We start from the raw sequence: 15965 nt of genomic DNA on the forward strand, positions 1-15965 counted from the left end.
GCATCGTCATGGCCAAACCTGGATTTCGCCTCGCGCTGTTTGCCACCCTGCTGGCACTGATTGTTGTGTTGCTGGGTGCCTACACCCGGCTGACCCACGCCGGCCTGGGTTGCCCGGACTGGCCGGGGTGCTACGGCTTTATCAGCGTGCCGAAAAGCGAAGCCCAACTGGCCCATGCCGAGCTGCATTTTCCCGGTACTCCGGTGGAAGCCCGCAAGGGCTGGAACGAGATGATCCACCGCTACTTCGCCGGCACCCTGGGCCTGCTGATCGTGCTGCTGGCGGCTCGGGCCTGGACCCATCGCCGGCATCCCGACCAACCCTTGAAACTGCCCCTGTTCCTGCTGGTAGTGGTGTTTGCCCAGGCCGCCTTCGGCATGTGGACGGTGACGCTCAAGCTCTGGCCGCAGGTGGTGACCGGGCATCTGCTCGGTGGGTTTGCCACCTTGAGCCTGCTGTTTCTGTTGACCTTGCGCTTGTCCGGGGTACTGCCGGCGTTGATCGTGCCGCGCCGCCTGCAGTATTGGGCAACAGCCGGCCTGCTGCTGGTGATCGGGCAGATCGCATTGGGGGGGTGGGTCAGCTCCAACTACGCGGCGGTGGCCTGTATCGACTTCCCGACCTGCCATGGCCAGTGGTTGCCGCCGGCGGATTTTGCCAACGGCTTTCACCTGACCCAACACATTGGCCCCAACTACCTGGGTGGACAGCTGGACAGCGATGCACGCACCGCCATCCACCTGACCCACCGTATCGGTGCCTTGCTGGTGACCCTGGTGTTGCTCGGCCTGGCCTGGCAACTGAAGGGGGTTGGCATGACCCGTCTCGCCGGCCTGGTGTTGGTGGCCCTGGCGGCGCAAATCAGCCTGGGCATCAGCAACGTGCTGTTCCACCTGCCCTTGCCGGTCGCCGTGGCTCACAACGCCGGCGGCGCAGCGTTGTTGCTGTGTCTGGTGCTGGTCAACTATCACGCCCGCACCAGCCTGGTCCGGGTCAAGCAGCCGGCGCTGCGACGCTGGCGCTTCAGCCCCCGTAAACATGCGGCCGGGCCCATAACAATAAAAGGAGAAATGCCATGGCGACTCTGATCGGCGAACGGCCCAGCCAGGCGATCTGGCGCGACTACCTGGAGCTGACCAAGCCCAAGGTGGTGGTGTTGATGCTGATCACTTCACTGGTCGGCATGTTCCTCGCCACCCGCGCGGGCGTACCCTGGACCGTGCTGGTGTTCGGTAACCTGGGCATTGCCCTGTGTGCCGGGGCGGCGGCGGCGGTCAATCATGTGGTGGACCGGCGGATCGACGCGGTCATGGCCCGCACCCATAAACGGCCGCTGGCCGAAGGCCGGGTGTCACCCGCGGCGGCGCTGACCTTCGCCCTGATGTTGGCGCTGAGTGGCCAGGCGTTGCTGCTGGCGTTCACCAATCCGTTGACGGCCTGGCTGACCCTCGCATCCCTGTTGGGTTATGCGGTGATCTACACCGGCTTCCTCAAGCGTGCGACGCCGCAGAACATTGTTATCGGCGGCTTGACCGGTGCCGCCCCGCCCCTGCTCGGCTGGGTTGCCACGACCGGGCACGTCAGTGCAGAGCCCCTGCTGCTGGTGCTGATCATCTTCGCCTGGACCCCGCCGCACTTCTGGGCGCTGGCGATTCACCGCAAGGAGGAGTACGCCAAGGCCGATATCCCGATGTTGCCGGTAACCCACGGCGAGCACTACACCAAGGTCCACATCCTGCTCTACACCTGCGTGCTGCTGGCGGTGAGCCTGATGCCGTACGTGATCCACATGAGCGGCCTGCTGTACCTGGTCTGTGCGCTGGTCCTGGGCGCGCGGTTTCTGCAATGGGCCGTGGTGCTGTACCGTGGCACTCGGCCGCACGCGGCGATCAACACCTTCAAGTACTCTATTTACTACTTGTTCCTGCTGTTCATCGCCCTGCTCGTAGACCATTACCTAATGTTGAACCTATGACTCGAACCCAGAAAACCGTCTTCATCCTCGTTGCCCTGATTGCGCTGGTCCTGGGGCTGACCATCAACAAGGTCCTGTCTGGCAAAGGCCAGGGGGACCCGACTGCACTGATCGACGCCGGAATCATCCTGCTGCCGCAAAGCCGCACCTTGCCGGCCTTGCAGATGACCAATCAGGATGGCCAGCCGGTGATGGTCAACGAGTTGAAAGGCAAATGGAGCCTGCTGTTCTTCGGCTATACGTTCTGCCCGGACATCTGCCCGACCACCCTGGCCCAGCTGCGGCAGATCAAGAGTGAGCTGCCGGCGGATGCGGTCGACAAGTTGCAGATCATCCTGGTCAGCGTCGACCCGCATCGCGATACACCCCAGCAGCTCAAGCAGTACCTGGGCTACTTCGATCCGCAATTCATCGGCCTGACCCCAACCTCGGTCGAGGAACTGCAAAAAGTCGCCAACGCGGTGAGTATCCCGTTCATCCCGGCGGACACCAGCAAGCCCAACTACACCGTCGACCACAGCGGCAACCTCGCGGTCATCGGCCCGGACGGCACCCAGCGTGGCTTCATCCGCGCACCGCTGAACAACGCGAAGCTGGTGGCGCAGTTACCGGTGATGCTCAGCCGGCAATGACTCCCGCCCCCACAAGGGCGAGTGTTTCGGACACAAAAAAGGGGCGCAATCAATGCGCCTCTTTTGTTGACCGTGTGACGTCAGATCAGAACGCCGGCAGTACCGCGCCTTTGTACTTCTCCAGGATGAAGGCTTTCACTTCTGGAGTGTGCAGGGCCGCTACCAGCTTCTTCATGGCATCGCTGTTCTTGTCGTCTTCACGCGCCACCAGGATGTTCACGTAAGGCGAGTCCTTGCCTTCGATGGTCAGCGCGTCCTTGGACGGGTCCAGCTTGGCTTCCAGGGCGTAGTTGGTGTTGATCAGCGCCAGGTCGACCTGGGTCAGGACGCGCGGGATGGTCGCCGCTTCCAGTTCGCGGAATTTCAGGCCCTTGTTGTTCTCGGCGATGTCCTTGACGGTCGACAGGATGTTAGTCGAGTCCTTCAGCTTGATCAGGCCGGCCTTGTCCAACAGCAGCAGGGCGCGGCCGCCGTTGGTGGCGTCGTTCGGGATGACCACGGTGGCGCCGCCCGGCAGCTCGGCCAGGGTCTTGAACTTGCTGGAGTAAGCGCCCAGCGGCTCGATGTGCACGCCCGCCACGCTCACCAGGTGAGTGCCCTTGGCCTTGTTGAATTCATCGAGGTACGGCTGGTGCTGGAAGAAGTTGGCGTCCAGGCGTTTTTCCGCGACCTGTACGTTGGGTTGCACGTAGTCGGTGAAGACCTTGACCTTCAAGTCCACGCCTTCCTTGGCCAGGGCCGGCTTCACGAACTCAAGGATTTCCGCATGCGGCACCGGGCTGGCGGCCACGGTCAGGGTTTCGGCGGCCTGGGCAGAGAACGCGGCAACGGCAGCGAACGCAACGAGTAGTTTTTTCATCCAGCAAACTCCTTGTGAAGCGCCCGTTCGGGCGCCTGCCAGCGTGATGCCGGCGATTGCATTTATTTTCGGGAAAAGTGCACCACCAGCTTATCGCCGACGGTTTGCAACACTTGGACCAGCACCAGCAGCAACACCACGGTCACTACCATCACGTCTGTCTGGAAGCGTTGGTAACCGAAGCGGATCGCCAGGTCACCCAGGCCACCGGCGCCGACCACACCGGCCATCGCCGTGTAGGACACCAGTGTGATGGCCGTCACCGTGATCGCCGCAAAGATGCCTGGGCGCGCTTCCGGCAGCAAGGCATTGGTGATGATCTGGCGGGTGCTGGCGCCCATGGCCTGGGTCGCTTCGATGATGCCCCGATCGACTTCACGCAGGGCTGTTTCTACCAGGCGCGCAAAGAACGGCGTGGCACCCACCACCAGCGGCGGGATCGCACCGCCGACACCCAGCGAGGTGCCGGTAATCAGTACGGTGAACGGGATCATCACAATCAGCAGAATGATGAACGGCAGCGAGCGCAGGATGTTGACGATCAGCGACAGCAGCGCGTAGACGCCCTTGGCTTCAAGCAACTGGCGCGGGCTGCACAGGAACAACAGTACGCCCAGTGGCAGGCCCAGCAGGACGGTGAACAGCAGCGAGCCACCGAGCATCAGCAGGGTGTCGCCAGTGGCCAGCCAGATTTCATACCAGTCGATATTGGCGAAGAAACTTGTCAGCAGTTCCATTAGCGCAGCACCTCCATGTGGACATCGGCGGCGGTGAAGTGGGCAAAGGCCGCTTCCATGTCACCGCCAGTGATGGCCAGGGTCAGTTGCCCGTAAGGGACGTCTTTGATGCGGTCGATGCGGCCGGCGAGGATGCTGTAGTCCACTCCTGTCTCGCGGGCGACAGTGCCCAGCAGCGGCGCATAGGTGGCATCGCCCTGGAAGGTCAGGCGCACGATACGGCCCGGCACGTGGGCGAAGTCATCGCGCTGTTCGCTTTCGTCGACTTGCTCGTCTTCCTGGACAAAGCGCTTGGTGGTCGGGTGCTTGGGGTGCAGGAACACCTGGGCCACCGGGCCTTGCTCGACAATCACGCCAGCGTCCATCACGGCCACCTGGTCGCAGACCCGGCGAATCACGTCCATTTCATGGGTGATCAGCACGATGGTCAGTTTCAGTTCGCGGTTGATCTCGGCCAGCAGTTGCAGGACCGACGCCGTGGTTTGTGGGTCCAGGGCGCTGGTGGCTTCGTCGCACAACAGGATCTTCGGCTTGGTCGCCAGGGCGCGGGCGATGCCGACGCGCTGCTTCTGGCCACCGGACAACTGCGCCGGGTACTTCCTGGCGTGGTCGGACAGGCCTACCCGCGCCAGCAACTCGGCCACGCGCCGGTCGATGTCGGCGCGGGACAGTTCACCGGCCAGGGTCAGCGGCAGCGCCACGTTGTCGGCCACGGTCTTGGAGGCCAGCAGGTTGAAGTGCTGGAAGATCATCCCGACTTGCTGGCGGAAACGGCGCAACGCAGTGGCGTCCAGCGCAGTGACTTCCTCACCATCGACGATGATCTTGCCGCCACTGGAGTCTTCCAGGCGGTTGATCAGGCGCAGCAGGGTACTTTTTCCCGCGCCGGAATGGCCGATCAGGCCAAACACCTGGCCGTTCTCAATCGTCAGACTGGTCGGGTGCAGGGCAGGAATATCCCTACCGGCAACGCGGTAGGTTTTATGGACGTTTTGAAACTCGATCACGTAGCGAACCTTGTGGGGCGCGTTAGAAAAGGATCAGCGGTTAGCCGGGCGCGCATTTTAGCCTGTCCGTATAGAGGTTCTTAGCATTTATTTCGTATTCATCCTTTCATTTGGCAATGACGCGATCAAAGGTCATAAAAAAGGAACGGCTCCCCCGCCATATCAGTCACTACTTCAGCACTGAAAAACTCCCAGGGCCGTGCCTGGGGATTTAGCTCACGGATCTCGCCGTACGCGCGAATCCCGATCGAGGAGTTCAGCACTGATGAGTACCAAAAAACCTGGCGCCGGCAAGAGCCAACTGGCCGGCACCGATACCCCGGACCGCGCCAACAGCAACGCTAAGCTGCAAAGCCTGGAAACCTTTCGTTCGGACGCCAGCGAGCAGGCGTTGCGCACTAATCAGGGGGTCAAGGTCGCCGATAACCAGAATAGCCTGAAGGCTGGCGCGCGCGGCCCTTCGCTGCTCGAAGACTTCATCATGCGGGAAAAGATCACCCACTTTGACCATGAGCGGATTCCCGAGCGCATCGTTCATGCCCGGGGCACCGGGGCCCATGGCTTCTTTCAGAGTTACGAGAACCACGCCGAACTGACCAAGGCCGGTTTCCTTCAGGATCCCGGGCACAAAACGCCGGTGTTCGTGCGGTTCTCCACGGTGCAGGGCCCCCGTGGCTCCGGTGATACCGTGCGGGATGTGCGTGGGTTCGCCGTGAAATTCTTCACCGAGCAAGGCAACTTCGACCTGGTCGGCAACAACATGCCGGTATTTTTCATCCAGGATGCCATCAAGTTTCCCGACTTCGTCCACGCCGTAAAACCTGAACCGCACAACGAAATACCGACCGGTGGTTCGGCGCACGATACGTTCTGGGATTTTGTTTCGTTGCAACCGGAGTCGGCGCACATGGTGATCTGGGCCATGTCCGACCGGGCGATTCCCAAAAGTCTGCGCAGCATGCAGGGCTTTGGCGTCCACACCTTCCGCCTGATCAATGCGGCCGGGAAGTCGCGTTTTGTGAAATTCCACTGGCGCCCCACTGCAGGCACCTGCTCGCTGGTGTGGGACGAAGCCCAGAAGCTTGCCGGCAAAGACGCCGACTATCATCGCCGCGACCTGTGGGACGCCATCGAGATGGGCGACTACCCCGAGTGGGAACTGGGGGTTCAAGTCATCGAGAAGGAAAACGAGCATGCTTTCGATTTCGACATCCTCGACCCCACCAAGCTGATTCCCGAGGAGTTGGTGCCGATCACCCCGCTCGGCAAAATGGTACTCAACCGTAACCCGGACAATTTTTTTGCCGAAACCGAGCAGGTTGCGTTCTGCCCAGGGCACATCGTGCCGGGGATCGATTTTTCCAATGACCCGCTGCTGCAAGGTCGGCTGTTTTCCTACACTGATACGCAGATCAGCCGACTCGGAGGACCGAACTTTCACGAGATACCCATCAATCGCCCTGTCGCGCCGTTCCACAACGGCCAGCGTGATGCGTTGCACCGCACCACCATCGACAAGGGGCGCGCGGCCTACGAACCGAACTCCATCGATGGCGGCTGGCCGAAAGAAACCCCGGCGGCGGCCAGCGATGGCGGCTTCGAGAGTTACCCTGAGCGCATCGACGCCAACAAGATCCGCCAGCGCAGCGAATCCTTCAGTGATCACTTCTCCCAGGCACGGCTGTTTTTCCACAGCATGAGCAAGCACGAGCAGGAGCACATCATCGCCGCCTACAGCTTCGAGCTGGGCAAGGTCGAGCGTGAGTTCATCCGGGCGCGGGAGGTCAATGAAATTCTCGCCAACATCGACCTGGAACTGGCCGGACGTGTGGCGCAGAACCTCGGCCTGCCGGTACCCAAGGCGGGCACGGTGCAAGTGCGCAAAACCGCGCTGGAACGCTCCCCTGCGCTCAGTCAGGCCAACTTGCTGCCGGAAAACATCAAGACCCGCAAAGTCGCGATCCTGGCGGCCAACGGCGTCGATGGCGCGGCGATCGATGCCATGAAAAAAGCCCTGGAGGCCGAAGGCGCGCACGCCAAACTGTTGGGGCCGACGTCGGCACCGGTGAAAACCGCGGATGGCAAAAGCCTGCCGGTGGATGGGTCCATGGAAGGGTCGCCTTCGGTGGCTTTCGATGCGGTGTTCGTACCGGGTGGCGCGCCATCAATCAAGGCGTTGAGCACCGATGGCGTGGCGCTGCACTACCTGTTGGAGGCGTACAAGCACCTCAAGGCGATCGCGCTGCAGGGCGAGGCCAAACAATTGCTCGATGTGTTGAAGCTGCAAGCCGATGCCGGGCTGGTCGTGGGCGCGGGCGGTACTTTGACCAAGGCGTTCTTTGCCGCAATCGGGCAACATCGGGTGTGGGACCGTGAGGCGAAAGCCAAGGCGGTACCGGCTTAGGCACAAAGATCGCTTTCGCTGGCGCCCGCTTGCGGCTCGCCAGCGAATAGCGTGTATCAGTCTTTGCGTGGCGCCAGCACCATTTGCGCCGGAATGTGGCGCAGGATCTGCCGCTCGATCTTCAGGTCAAAGTCGGGGTCGAGCTTCTTCACCCGTTTAGTCAGCAAGGTCGCCAGCCACGGGTAGTCCTGAGTGCGGGGTGCCTGGATGCTGACGTCACATTGGTAATTCACTACATCGGCGGCAATCGCATCCAGTTGCCGTCGAAGTTGTCGACTATCGGTGATGTTCAGTGCCACGGTGGTGCTTTCGGCGGTCGGGTCGATGACCTTGGCCTGGGGTTTGGCGGCGGCAGCCAGGAGGGCGGCCTCGGCTTTTTCCAGTTCGGCTTTACGGGCCTCGGTGATGGCGCCGTTGACGCCACCGGTCAGTGCCGGCGCCTTGGGCATCAGCGCCCGAGCGCGGCTGAGGGCGGTGGCGGCGGCGTTGACGTCACCCTTTTGCAGGACGATCTGGCTGCGCTGCAAATAGGCTTCGGCCAGTTGACGCTGGTATTGCTCCAGGGACGGGTCGTCGGGCGATTGTGCCTGCAAGGCCGCCAGTTGACCTTCGGCGGTGGCCAGTTCGTTGCTGGCCAGGCTTTGTTCCAGCTGGGCAATCGCCGTCGCCCGCGCGTCCGGGACCTCGGGCGCAGGCGGCGTGCTTTGGCAGGCACCCAGCAGCAAAAATGCAACAAGGAGCAGATAACGGGAGGCGAACGGCTTCATTCCTGCGACTCTCTGATTGCGCAAAAAACGAGCAAGTCTACACCCCTCGGCGGGGCAGGACAAAACTCAGCAGAAACAGCGCGGCGGCCACGACCACAATCGAGGGGCCGGCCGGCGTGTCCTTGAACCACGACAGCGCCAGGCCACCGCAGACCGCGAGTATACCCAGCAAGCTTGCACCCAAGGCCATTTGCTCGGGCGAGCGGGCGTGGCGTTGTGCCGCAGCCGCCGGAATGATCAGCAATGAGGTGATCAACAACACCCCGACGATTTTCATCGCCACCGCGATCACCACTGCAATCAACAGCATCAAGGTCAGGCGCAGCGCCGCCACGGGCAGGCCTTCGATCATGGCGAGTTCTTCGTGCACGGTAATGGCCAGCAAAGGCCGCCACAGCGCCACCAGCAACAGCAATACAGCCGTGCTGCCGCCGAGGATCCAGGCCAGGTCGCCGGGGCTGATCGCCAGCAGGTCGCCGAACAGATAGGCTATCAGGTCAATCCGCACTTCATGCATGAAGCTTAGTACCACCAGGCCCAGAGAGAGGGTGCTGGGTGCAAGAATCCCCAGCAAGGTGTCGGAGGCCAGTGGTTGACGCTGTTGCAGGGTCACCAGCAGCACGGCCAGCAACAGGCAGCCGACGGTGACGGCGATGGTTGGGCTGACATCCAGCAAGAAGCCCAGGGCCACGCCGAGCAGGGCCGCGTGGGACAGGGTGTCACCAAAATAGGCCATGCGCCGCCAGACCACGAACGATCCCAGCGGGCCAGCCACGACGGCCAAGGCCAGGCCTGCAAGCAGGGCATACAACAGAAAATCAGCCATGCTTGCAGCCATCTCCGTGAACGTGGGTATGAGCGGCGGGCGCCGCGCTGACGACCGAGCCGTGCAGGTCGTGGGCATGGTCGTGATGGTGGTGATAGATCGCCAGGCTTTGTGCGTTCTTGCCGAACAGCTCGACAAATGCCGGGTCGCAGCTGACCTGTTCAGGGTGCCCGGAGCAGCAGACATGGCGATTGAGGCAGACCACCTGGTCGGTGGTGCTCATGACCAGGTGCAGGTCGTGGGAGACCATCAGCACGCCGCAGCCGTGCCGGTCGCGCAGGCGGGTGATCAAGCTGTACAGCTCGGCCTGGCCGGCGACATCGACACCCTGGACCGGTTCGTCGAGCACCAGCAGTTGCGGTTCGCGCAGCAGCGCCCGGGCCAGCAGCACGCGCTGCATTTCACCGCCGGAGACGCTCTGCACCGGGCTGTCGATCACTTGTTCGGCACCCACTTCCTTGAGTGCGGCCAGGGCTCGTGCCCGGTCCACGCCCGGCACCAGGCGCAGGAAACGCAGGACCGACAGCGGCAGGGTCGGGTCGACGTGGAGTTTTTGCGGCATATAGCCGACCCGCAGCTTCGGTTTGCGCCACACGCTGCCGCTGTCGGGCTTGAGCAGGCCGAGCACGGCGCGCACCAGGGTAGTTTTGCCAGCACCGTTGGGGCCGATCAGGGTGACGATCTGCCCCGGCTCGACGCTGAGCTGGATGTTGTCCAGCACGTTTTGCCCGGCAAAGGTCACCGTCACCTGCTCCAGGCGGATCAATGCAGTGCTCATCAAGCCCCCTGGCAACCCGAACAGAGTCCGACCACTTCGACTGTCTGGCCTTCGACCACAAAACCGACTTCACCGGCACTGTGGATGATGGTGTCGCTGATGGACTTTTGTTCCAGCTCGATGGCCGCGTGGCATTCCCGACAGATCAGGAATTGGCCCTGATGGGCGTGCCCTGGATGGTTGCAGCCGACGAAGGCGTTGAGCGACGAGATGCGATGCACCAGGCCGTTGTCCAGCAGGAAATCCAGGGCGCGGTATACGGTGGGAGGCGCGGCGCGGCGGCCGTCCTGCTCGCTGAGCACCGCCAGGATGTCGTAGGCGCCCAGCGGCTTGTGGCTCTGCCACACCAACTCCAGCACCCGCCGCCGCAACGCGGTCAGGCGCAGGCCCTGGCGTGCGCAGATCGCATCAGCCTCGGACAGTGCGGTGTGCACGCAATGGGAGTGGTCGTGGGGACGACTGGCAAGCGGTGTTTTAGGCATGAGCGGCGACGAATATTGTGAGAGACGTTATTATATTACCCGTTCTCGCCTCTTTGAGTGGTCATCGTGTCCAGAGTTTTTGCCATCCTTGTCACATTTGCTGCCAGTTTCTTCATGATCAACGCCGCTCACGCCGAAGTTAGGGTGCTGACCAGTATCAAGCCGGTACAGCTGATAGCCGCTGCGGTGCAGGACGGCCTCGGGGTGCCGGAAGTCCTGCTGCCGCCGGGCGCTTCTCCCCATCACTATGCCCTGCGACCTTCCGACGTACGGCGGGTGCAGTCGGCAGACCTGCTGTACTGGATCGGTCCGGACATGGAAGGTTTCCTGCCTCGGGTCCTCAAGGGGCGCAACTTGCCATCGGTGGCCCTGCAGGCGTTGCCGGGCCTGAAGCTGCGCCATTTTGCCGAGGACAATCACTCCCACGCCGAAGAGGCCGACGAGCATGATCACGATCATCGTCCCGGCAGCCTCGATGCCCACCTGTGGCTATCGTCGGTGAATGCGCGGGTGATTGCGGCGAAAATCGCCACCGACCTGAGTGCCGTTGATCCGGCCAATGCCCCGCGCTATCAAAGCAACCTGAAAGCCTTCGATGAGCGCCTCGATGCCCTGGATTTGCGCTTGAAGGCGCGCCTGGCGGTGGTCGAAGGCAAGCCTTACTTCGTGTTCCATGAAGCGTTCGACTATTTCGAAGACGCCTATGGGCTCAAGCATGCGGGTGTGTTCAGCGTGGTCGCCGAAGTGCAGCCGGGTGCCCAGCATGTGGCGGCGATGCGTGCGCGCCTGCAGGCTGTCGGTAAGACCTGCGTATTCAGCGAACCGCCACTGCGCCCACGCCTGGCGGAGACCCTGGTGGCCGGTTTGCCGGTGAAACTGGCGGAGCTGGACGCGCTCGGCGGCTATACGCCAGCGACTGCCCAGGGTTATGAGCAGGTGTTGGAAAAGCTGGGCAATGATCTGGCAGGGTGCCTGGAGTCGCTGTAAACGCTGGGATGTGGGGCGGTCCTATCGCGGGCAAGCCTTGCCCGCGAAGCTTTTAAAGTGCGAACGGCAACGGCGTACTGACCTGCTGGCGCTGGGCCAAACGTTGCTCGAACTCCATCGGGTCGTGAATCAGCACGTCTTGCCCGGCAAAGGATTCGGCAGCGATCAGGCGTGACAGCCAGAACCGCACACAGGCCACGCGCAGCAGGGTCGGCCACAGTTCGGCCTCGGCTGCGCTGAACGGGCGCCGCGCCGCGTAAGCGCCGAGCAAGGCCCGCGCCCGTGGTCCATCGATCAGCCCGTCATCGTCCGAGCACCAGTCGTTCAGGGCGATGGCCACGTCATAGAGCATGGGGCCGGAGCAGGCGTTGTAGAAGTCGATCAGCCCGGTCAGGTGGGTGCCTTCGAACATCGCATTGTCGCGGAACAGGTCGGCGTGGATGTTGGCCCGGGGCAAGGCGAGGATTTTCACCTTCTGCTCGTGGATCTCGTCCAGGGCGCGTTGCAGCAACTGGCGCGACTCATCGCCCAGGTGCGGGAGCAACTGCGTGCCCTCTTCAAGCATCCAGTCCAGGCCGCGATCGGTCTTGCGCTTGATCATCTGGTCCTTGGTTGCCAGGTGCAGGTGCGCCAGCAGTTCGCCGACCTGCGCGCAGTGCTGGGCGTTGGCCACCTTGATGTGTTTGCCCGCCAGTCGCGGCTGCAGCAGCGCAGGTTTGCCGGCCAGTTCGCGCAAGGCGATGCCGTCGGTGGTGCGCAGGGCGTAGGGCACGGGAAGATTGGCGTTATGCAAGACGTCCAGCAGTTCGATGAAGAACGGCATTTCCTGCACCGGGCCGCGCTCGACCAGGGTCAGGACGAACTCGCCCTGTTCCAGGCTGATGAAAAAATTGGTGTTTTCGCTACCAGCGGCAATCCCCTGGAAATCAAGCAGGCGGCCGAGCCCATACGGGGCGAGAAAGGTTTCCAGCTCGGGCCGAGCCAGGGGGGTGAACACAGACATGGTTAAAAACTGCTCAGTTCGGGCGCGGCGATCAAGCCAGCGCCGATTAAAGTTAAGAAACTACTTCCACTCAAAGATCTTCCACGCCGGAATCAGCATATCGGGCTGATCCGAGCGGATGAAATTGGCTTCCGTGCCGTCTGCGCGCACCAGAAAGTACGGAACGCCGCTCTTCGGTGTGACCTTGATCGCGTACAGGAAGCCGTTCTGACGGTATTCCTGAATGGTTTTATCGCCTTCCGTGCGGATCGTGACTTCCGGCTCTGGCGAGGGGGCGTCATCCACCGCCATGGCGGCCAATGGAATGACGCTAAACAAGCCAGCCAGCAACAGGCGATTGAGTGTGCGCATGATAACCTTGTCCCTTTGTCGTCAATGGTCCCGCTATTCTAGCGCCGGACCCGCCGAAAAGGTTGATCCTGCTCATGAGCCAAGCCCCCCTCGTCCTGGTGGACGGTTCTTCATACCTGTACCGCGCCTTTCACGCGCTGCCACCTTTGACCACTTCCAAAGGCCTGCCGACCGGAGCGGTCAAGGGCGTGCTGAACATGCTCAAGAGTCTGCGCAAGCAGTACCCGGACAGCCCTTTCGCTGTCGTGTTCGATGCCAAGGGTGGGACCTTTCGCGACGACATGTACGCCGAATACAAGGCCAACCGTCCGAGCATGCCTGACGACATGCGCGTCCAGATCGAGCCGCTGCACGCCAGCGTGATCGCCCTCGGCTTCCCGCTGCTGTGCGTTGAAGGCGTCGAGGCGGACGATGTGATCGGCACGTTGGCCCGCAGCAGTGCGGCCGCTGACCGTCCGGTGGTGATTTCCACCGGCGACAAGGACATGGCGCAGTTGGTTGATGGGCACATTACCTTGGTCAATACCATGACCGGTAGTTCGATGGACGTGGCTGGCGTGAAGGAGAAATTCGGTGTCGCTCCCGAGCAGATCATCGACTACCTGGCGCTGATGGGCGATTCCTCCGACAACATTCCCGGGGTTCCGGGGATTGGACCCAAGACCGCATCCGGCCTGTTGGTTGGGGTGAACGGCGGTCTGACCGAGCTGTACGCGCAGCTCGATAGTGTCCCGAGCCTGCCGATTCGTGGCGCCAAGACGCTGCCGGCCAAACTCGAAGAACATCGGGAGATGGCGTTCCTGTCCTATCAACTGGCGACCATCAAGGTCGACGTGCCGCTGGATGTGGGCCTGGACGACCTGCACCTGCGTGAGCCGGACCGCGACAAGCTGGCCGAGCTGTATGCCCTGCTTGAGTTCAAGAGTTGGTCCGACGAGTTGCAGCGCGATGCCAAGCGCGTCGAGCTGGCGACCGCGGCCCAACCCGAGCCCGCGACCGATCTGCTGAGTGCGGTCGAGACGGACGTAGCCGTTGAAGAGCCTGTGGGGGCTGAGGCGCAGTACGAAACCATCCTCGATCAGGCGCGTTTCGACGTGTGGCTGGAGAAGTTGCGCAACGCGCCGCTGTTCGCCTTCGACACCGAAACCACCGGGGTCGATGCCCAGCAGGCGCAACTGGTCGGCCTGTCGTTTGCGGTCCGGGCCAATGAAGCGGCCTACATTCCGCTGACTCACTCCTACATAGGCGTGCCGGAACAGTTGGATCGCGACACGGTCTTGCGCGCCCTCAAGCCGCTGCTCGAAGATCCTGCAAAGCTCAAGGTCGGCCAGCACGCCAAGTTCGACATGAATATCCTGGCCAACTGCGCCATCGGTGGCGATCAAGCATGCGGCATCACCGTGCGCGGGATTGCCTTCGACACCATGCTGGAGTCCTACGTACTCAACTCCGTGGCCACCCGCCATGACATGGACAGCCTGGCGCAGAAGTACCTTGACCACACCACCGTCAGTTTCCAGGACATCGCCGGCAAGGGCGTCAAGCAACTGACCTTCGATCAAATTGCCCTGGAACAGGCGGGTCCTTATGCCGCCGAAGATGCCGACGTGACCCTGCGTCTGCACCAGACCCTGCACGAAAAACTGGCGGCCATCCCGAGCCTGGCCAGTGTCCTGAGTGATATCGAGATGCCGTTGGTGCCCGTGTTGGCGCGGATCGAGCGCCAGGGCGCGCTGGTGGATGACAAGCTGCTCGGCGAACAGAGCGTCGAGTTGGGCAACAAGCTGGTGGCGCTGGAGCGTGAAGCCTTCGAGATTGCCGGCGAGGAGTTCAACCTCGGCTCACCCAAGCAGCTTGGGGTGATTCTTTATGAAAAGCTCGGCTACCCGGTGCTGAAGAAGACTGCCAAGGGCCAACCGTCCACCGCCGAAGAGGTGCTGGCCAAGCTGGCGGAGGAGGACTACCAACTGCCCAAGGTACTGATGCAGTACCGCTCCATGAGCAAACTGAAAAGCACCTACACCGACCGTCTGCCCGAGCAGATCAACCCACGCACCGGTCGCATTCACACCTCCTATCACCAGGCGGTGGCCTCTACCGGGCGGCTGTCCTCCAGTGATCCGAACTTGCAGAACATTCCGGTGCGCACTGCCGAAGGCCGGCGCATCCGCCAGGCGTTCATCGCGCCGAGCGGCTACAAGCTGCTGGCGGCAGACTATTCGCAGATCGAGCTGCGGATCATGGCCCACCTGTCCCGCGATGAAGGCCTGCTCAATGCCTTCCGCAGTAACCTGGATGTGCACACCGCCACGGCTGCGGAAGTGTTCCGGGTCGAGCTGGCGGACGTCACCACCGAGCAGCGCCGCAGCGCCAAGGCCATCAACTTTGGCCTGATCTACGGCATGGGGGCGCAGAAGCTGGGCAAGGACATCGGCGTCGACACCAAGACCGCCAAGGCCTATATCGACACCTATTTCGCGCGTTACCCGGGCGTGCGTGAATACATGGATCGCACCCGCGCCCAGGCGGCGGAACAGGGCTATGTCGAGACCCTGTTCGGTCGCCGGCTGTACTTGCCGGAAATCAACTCCAACAAGCCGCAAGAGCGCGCCGGTGCCGAACGCACCGCGATCAACGCGCCGATGCAAGGCACGGCGGCGGACATCATCAAGAAGGCCATGGTGGCTGTGGATAACTGGCTGGCGAACTCTGGCCTCGACGCCCGGGTAATCCTGCAGGTACACGATGAACTGGTGCTGGAAGTTCGCGAAGACCTGGTCGATCAGGTGCGCGACGAAATTCGCCAGCACATGAGCGCTGCGGCCACCCTCGAGGTGCCACTTTTGGTGGAAGTCGGCGTTGGCAACAACTGGGATGAGGCTCACTGAGCCGTTTTTTCGCGATTTTTTGCAGGGGGCGCCGCGGCATAGTGTCGCGGCGATTGCGGGGTGAAAGGCGCTTAGGTCGAAAAATTCTTGGGTTTATTGCCAATCGATTTTGTGGTCGCCAGGAACTAAACCCGTGAAACACCACTCAGAGTTACTGAATGGGTGGTGAAGCCCTTCGATGCTCCTATGTTGTGTTAAGTGTTGGCAGATAACTGGACCCCGCCCTAGCGGTCCAGAAGCTTAAACCCCGAATTTCTCCCTCCCCATAT

General features: G+C 62.1%; 15 protein-coding genes. 6 read left to right on the forward strand and 9 right to left on the reverse strand.

The window, feature by feature from the left end; genetic code table 11:
* The first annotated feature begins 8 nt into the window (after positions 1 to 8).
* From AACY45_RS20340 to AACY45_RS20350, 3 genes are read left to right on the forward strand one after another with little or no spacing between them, the layout of a single operon-like run.
* Positions 9 to 1088, forward strand: coding sequence for a COX15/CtaA family protein (locus AACY45_RS20340; RefSeq protein WP_339547122.1), 1080 nt, complete (start codon positions 9 to 11; stop codon positions 1086 to 1088).
* Complete coding sequence (cyoE, locus tag AACY45_RS20345; protein ID WP_339547123.1) at positions 1076 to 1975, forward strand: heme o synthase; 900 nt, start codon at positions 1076 to 1078, stop codon at positions 1973 to 1975. The genes AACY45_RS20340 and cyoE overlap by 13 nt, the downstream gene beginning before the upstream one ends.
* Complete coding sequence (locus tag AACY45_RS20350) at positions 1972 to 2607, forward strand: SCO family protein (protein WP_095165133.1); 636 nt, start codon at positions 1972 to 1974, stop codon at positions 2605 to 2607. Before cyoE ends, AACY45_RS20350 begins: the two co-directional genes overlap by 4 nt.
* An 85-nt stretch (positions 2608 to 2692) precedes the next feature.
* Here AACY45_RS20350 and AACY45_RS20355 read toward each other — a convergent pair whose 3' ends face one another.
* From AACY45_RS20355 to AACY45_RS20365, 3 genes are all read right to left on the reverse strand, one after another.
* Positions 2693 to 3466 (reverse strand): MetQ/NlpA family ABC transporter substrate-binding protein, encoded by a 774-nt coding sequence (locus AACY45_RS20355; protein WP_339547124.1) that lies wholly within the window; start codon positions 3464 to 3466, stop codon positions 2693 to 2695.
* A 62-nt stretch (positions 3467 to 3528) separates the two neighbouring features.
* On the reverse strand, positions 3529 to 4203 hold the full coding sequence (locus AACY45_RS20360; RefSeq protein ID WP_095165135.1) for a methionine ABC transporter permease: 675 nt from the start codon (positions 4201 to 4203) through the stop codon (positions 3529 to 3531).
* A complete protein-coding gene (locus AACY45_RS20365) occupies positions 4203 to 5210 on the reverse strand; it encodes a methionine ABC transporter ATP-binding protein (RefSeq protein ID WP_339547125.1) in 1008 nt (335 codons plus the stop codon). The genes AACY45_RS20360 and AACY45_RS20365 overlap by 1 nt, the downstream gene beginning before the upstream one ends.
* Positions 5211 to 5475: 265 nt before the next feature.
* On the opposite strand from AACY45_RS20365, the gene katE reads away from it, so the two are divergent.
* A complete protein-coding gene (katE, locus tag AACY45_RS20370; protein ID WP_339547126.1) occupies positions 5476 to 7614 on the forward strand; it encodes a catalase HPII in 2139 nt (712 codons plus the stop codon).
* 56 nt (positions 7615 to 7670) lie between these two features.
* On the opposite strand, the gene AACY45_RS20375 is transcribed toward katE, so the two are convergent.
* From AACY45_RS20375 to zur, 4 genes are read right to left on the reverse strand one after another with little or no spacing between them, the layout of a single operon-like run.
* Positions 7671 to 8381, reverse strand: a complete 711-nt coding sequence (locus AACY45_RS20375; RefSeq protein WP_339547127.1) for a PA5502 family lipoprotein — start codon at positions 8379 to 8381, stop codon at positions 7671 to 7673.
* A gap of 37 nt (positions 8382 to 8418) precedes the next feature.
* Complete coding sequence (gene znuB / locus AACY45_RS20380; RefSeq protein ID WP_339547128.1) at positions 8419 to 9207, reverse strand: zinc ABC transporter permease subunit ZnuB; 789 nt, start codon at positions 9205 to 9207, stop codon at positions 8419 to 8421.
* The gene (gene znuC / locus AACY45_RS20385) at positions 9200 to 9985 is read right to left on the reverse strand and encodes a zinc ABC transporter ATP-binding protein ZnuC (protein WP_339547129.1); all 786 of its coding nucleotides are present in this window, start codon (positions 9983 to 9985) and stop codon (positions 9200 to 9202) included. The genes znuB and znuC overlap by 8 nt, the downstream gene beginning before the upstream one ends.
* On the reverse strand, positions 9985 to 10467 hold the full coding sequence (gene zur / locus AACY45_RS20390; protein ID WP_339547130.1) for a zinc uptake transcriptional repressor Zur: 483 nt from the start codon (positions 10465 to 10467) through the stop codon (positions 9985 to 9987). The genes znuC and zur overlap by 1 nt, the downstream gene beginning before the upstream one ends.
* A gap of 114 nt (positions 10468 to 10581) precedes the next feature.
* Between zur and AACY45_RS20395 the strand changes: the two genes are divergently transcribed.
* Positions 10582 to 11454: a zinc ABC transporter substrate-binding protein gene (locus AACY45_RS20395; RefSeq protein ID WP_445261205.1), complete on the forward strand. Its 873-nt coding sequence runs from the start codon at positions 10582 to 10584 to the stop codon at positions 11452 to 11454.
* A gap of 52 nt (positions 11455 to 11506) precedes the next feature.
* Here the strand turns inward: AACY45_RS20395 and AACY45_RS20400 are convergent, their stop codons facing one another.
* Positions 11507 to 12457: a homoserine kinase gene (locus AACY45_RS20400; protein ID WP_339547132.1), complete on the reverse strand. Its 951-nt coding sequence runs from the start codon at positions 12455 to 12457 to the stop codon at positions 11507 to 11509.
* 60 nt (positions 12458 to 12517) lie between these two features.
* Positions 12518 to 12808 (reverse strand): DUF2782 domain-containing protein, encoded by a 291-nt coding sequence (locus tag AACY45_RS20405; RefSeq protein WP_339547133.1) that lies wholly within the window; start codon positions 12806 to 12808, stop codon positions 12518 to 12520.
* A 74-nt stretch (positions 12809 to 12882) separates the two neighbouring features.
* Here AACY45_RS20405 and polA point away from each other — a divergent pair, with 74 nt between their 5' ends.
* On the forward strand, positions 12883 to 15696 hold the full coding sequence (gene polA, locus AACY45_RS20410; RefSeq protein WP_339547134.1) for a DNA polymerase I: 2814 nt from the start codon (positions 12883 to 12885) through the stop codon (positions 15694 to 15696).
* Positions 15697 to 15965 lie beyond the last annotated feature (269 nt).

The sequence above is a fragment of the Pseudomonas sp. RA_35y_Pfl2_P32 genome (genome assembly GCF_963970735.1).
Taxonomy (GTDB): domain Bacteria; phylum Pseudomonadota; class Gammaproteobacteria; order Pseudomonadales; family Pseudomonadaceae; genus Aquipseudomonas.

Bases quoted from the DNA above. Each gene is read 5' to 3' on its own strand.
- AACY45_RS20405 (WP_339547133.1), bottom strand. From the start codon at position 12,808: ATGCGCACACTCAATCGCCTGTTGCTGGCTGGCTTGTTTAGCGTCATT.
- AACY45_RS20355 (WP_339547124.1), bottom strand. From the start codon at position 3,466: ATGAAAAAACTACTCGTTGCGTTCGCTGCCGTTGCCGCGTTCTCTGCC.
- AACY45_RS20400 (WP_339547132.1), bottom strand. From the start codon at position 12,457: ATGTCTGTGTTCACCCCCCTGGCTCGGCCCGAGCTGGAAACCTTTCTC.
- znuB (WP_339547128.1), bottom strand. From the start codon at position 9,207: ATGGCTGATTTTCTGTTGTATGCCCTGCTTGCAGGCCTGGCCTTGGCC.
- AACY45_RS20375 (WP_339547127.1), bottom strand. From the start codon at position 8,381: ATGAAGCCGTTCGCCTCCCGTTATCTGCTCCTTGTTGCATTTTTGCTG.
- AACY45_RS20340 (WP_339547122.1), top strand. From the start codon at position 9: ATGGCCAAACCTGGATTTCGCCTCGCGCTGTTTGCCACCCTGCTGGCA.
- cyoE (WP_339547123.1), top strand. From the start codon at position 1,076: ATGGCGACTCTGATCGGCGAACGGCCCAGCCAGGCGATCTGGCGCGAC.
- AACY45_RS20350 (WP_095165133.1), top strand. From the start codon at position 1,972: ATGACTCGAACCCAGAAAACCGTCTTCATCCTCGTTGCCCTGATTGCG.
- katE (WP_339547126.1), top strand. From the start codon at position 5,476: ATGAGTACCAAAAAACCTGGCGCCGGCAAGAGCCAACTGGCCGGCACC.
- polA (WP_339547134.1), top strand. From the start codon at position 12,883: ATGAGCCAAGCCCCCCTCGTCCTGGTGGACGGTTCTTCATACCTGTAC.
- znuC (WP_339547129.1), bottom strand. From the start codon at position 9,985: ATGAGCACTGCATTGATCCGCCTGGAGCAGGTGACGGTGACCTTTGCC.
- zur (WP_339547130.1), bottom strand. From the start codon at position 10,467: ATGCCTAAAACACCGCTTGCCAGTCGTCCCCACGACCACTCCCATTGC.
- AACY45_RS20360 (WP_095165135.1), bottom strand. From the start codon at position 4,203: ATGGAACTGCTGACAAGTTTCTTCGCCAATATCGACTGGTATGAAATC.
- AACY45_RS20395 (WP_445261205.1), top strand. From the start codon at position 10,582: ATGATCAACGCCGCTCACGCCGAAGTTAGGGTGCTGACCAGTATCAAG.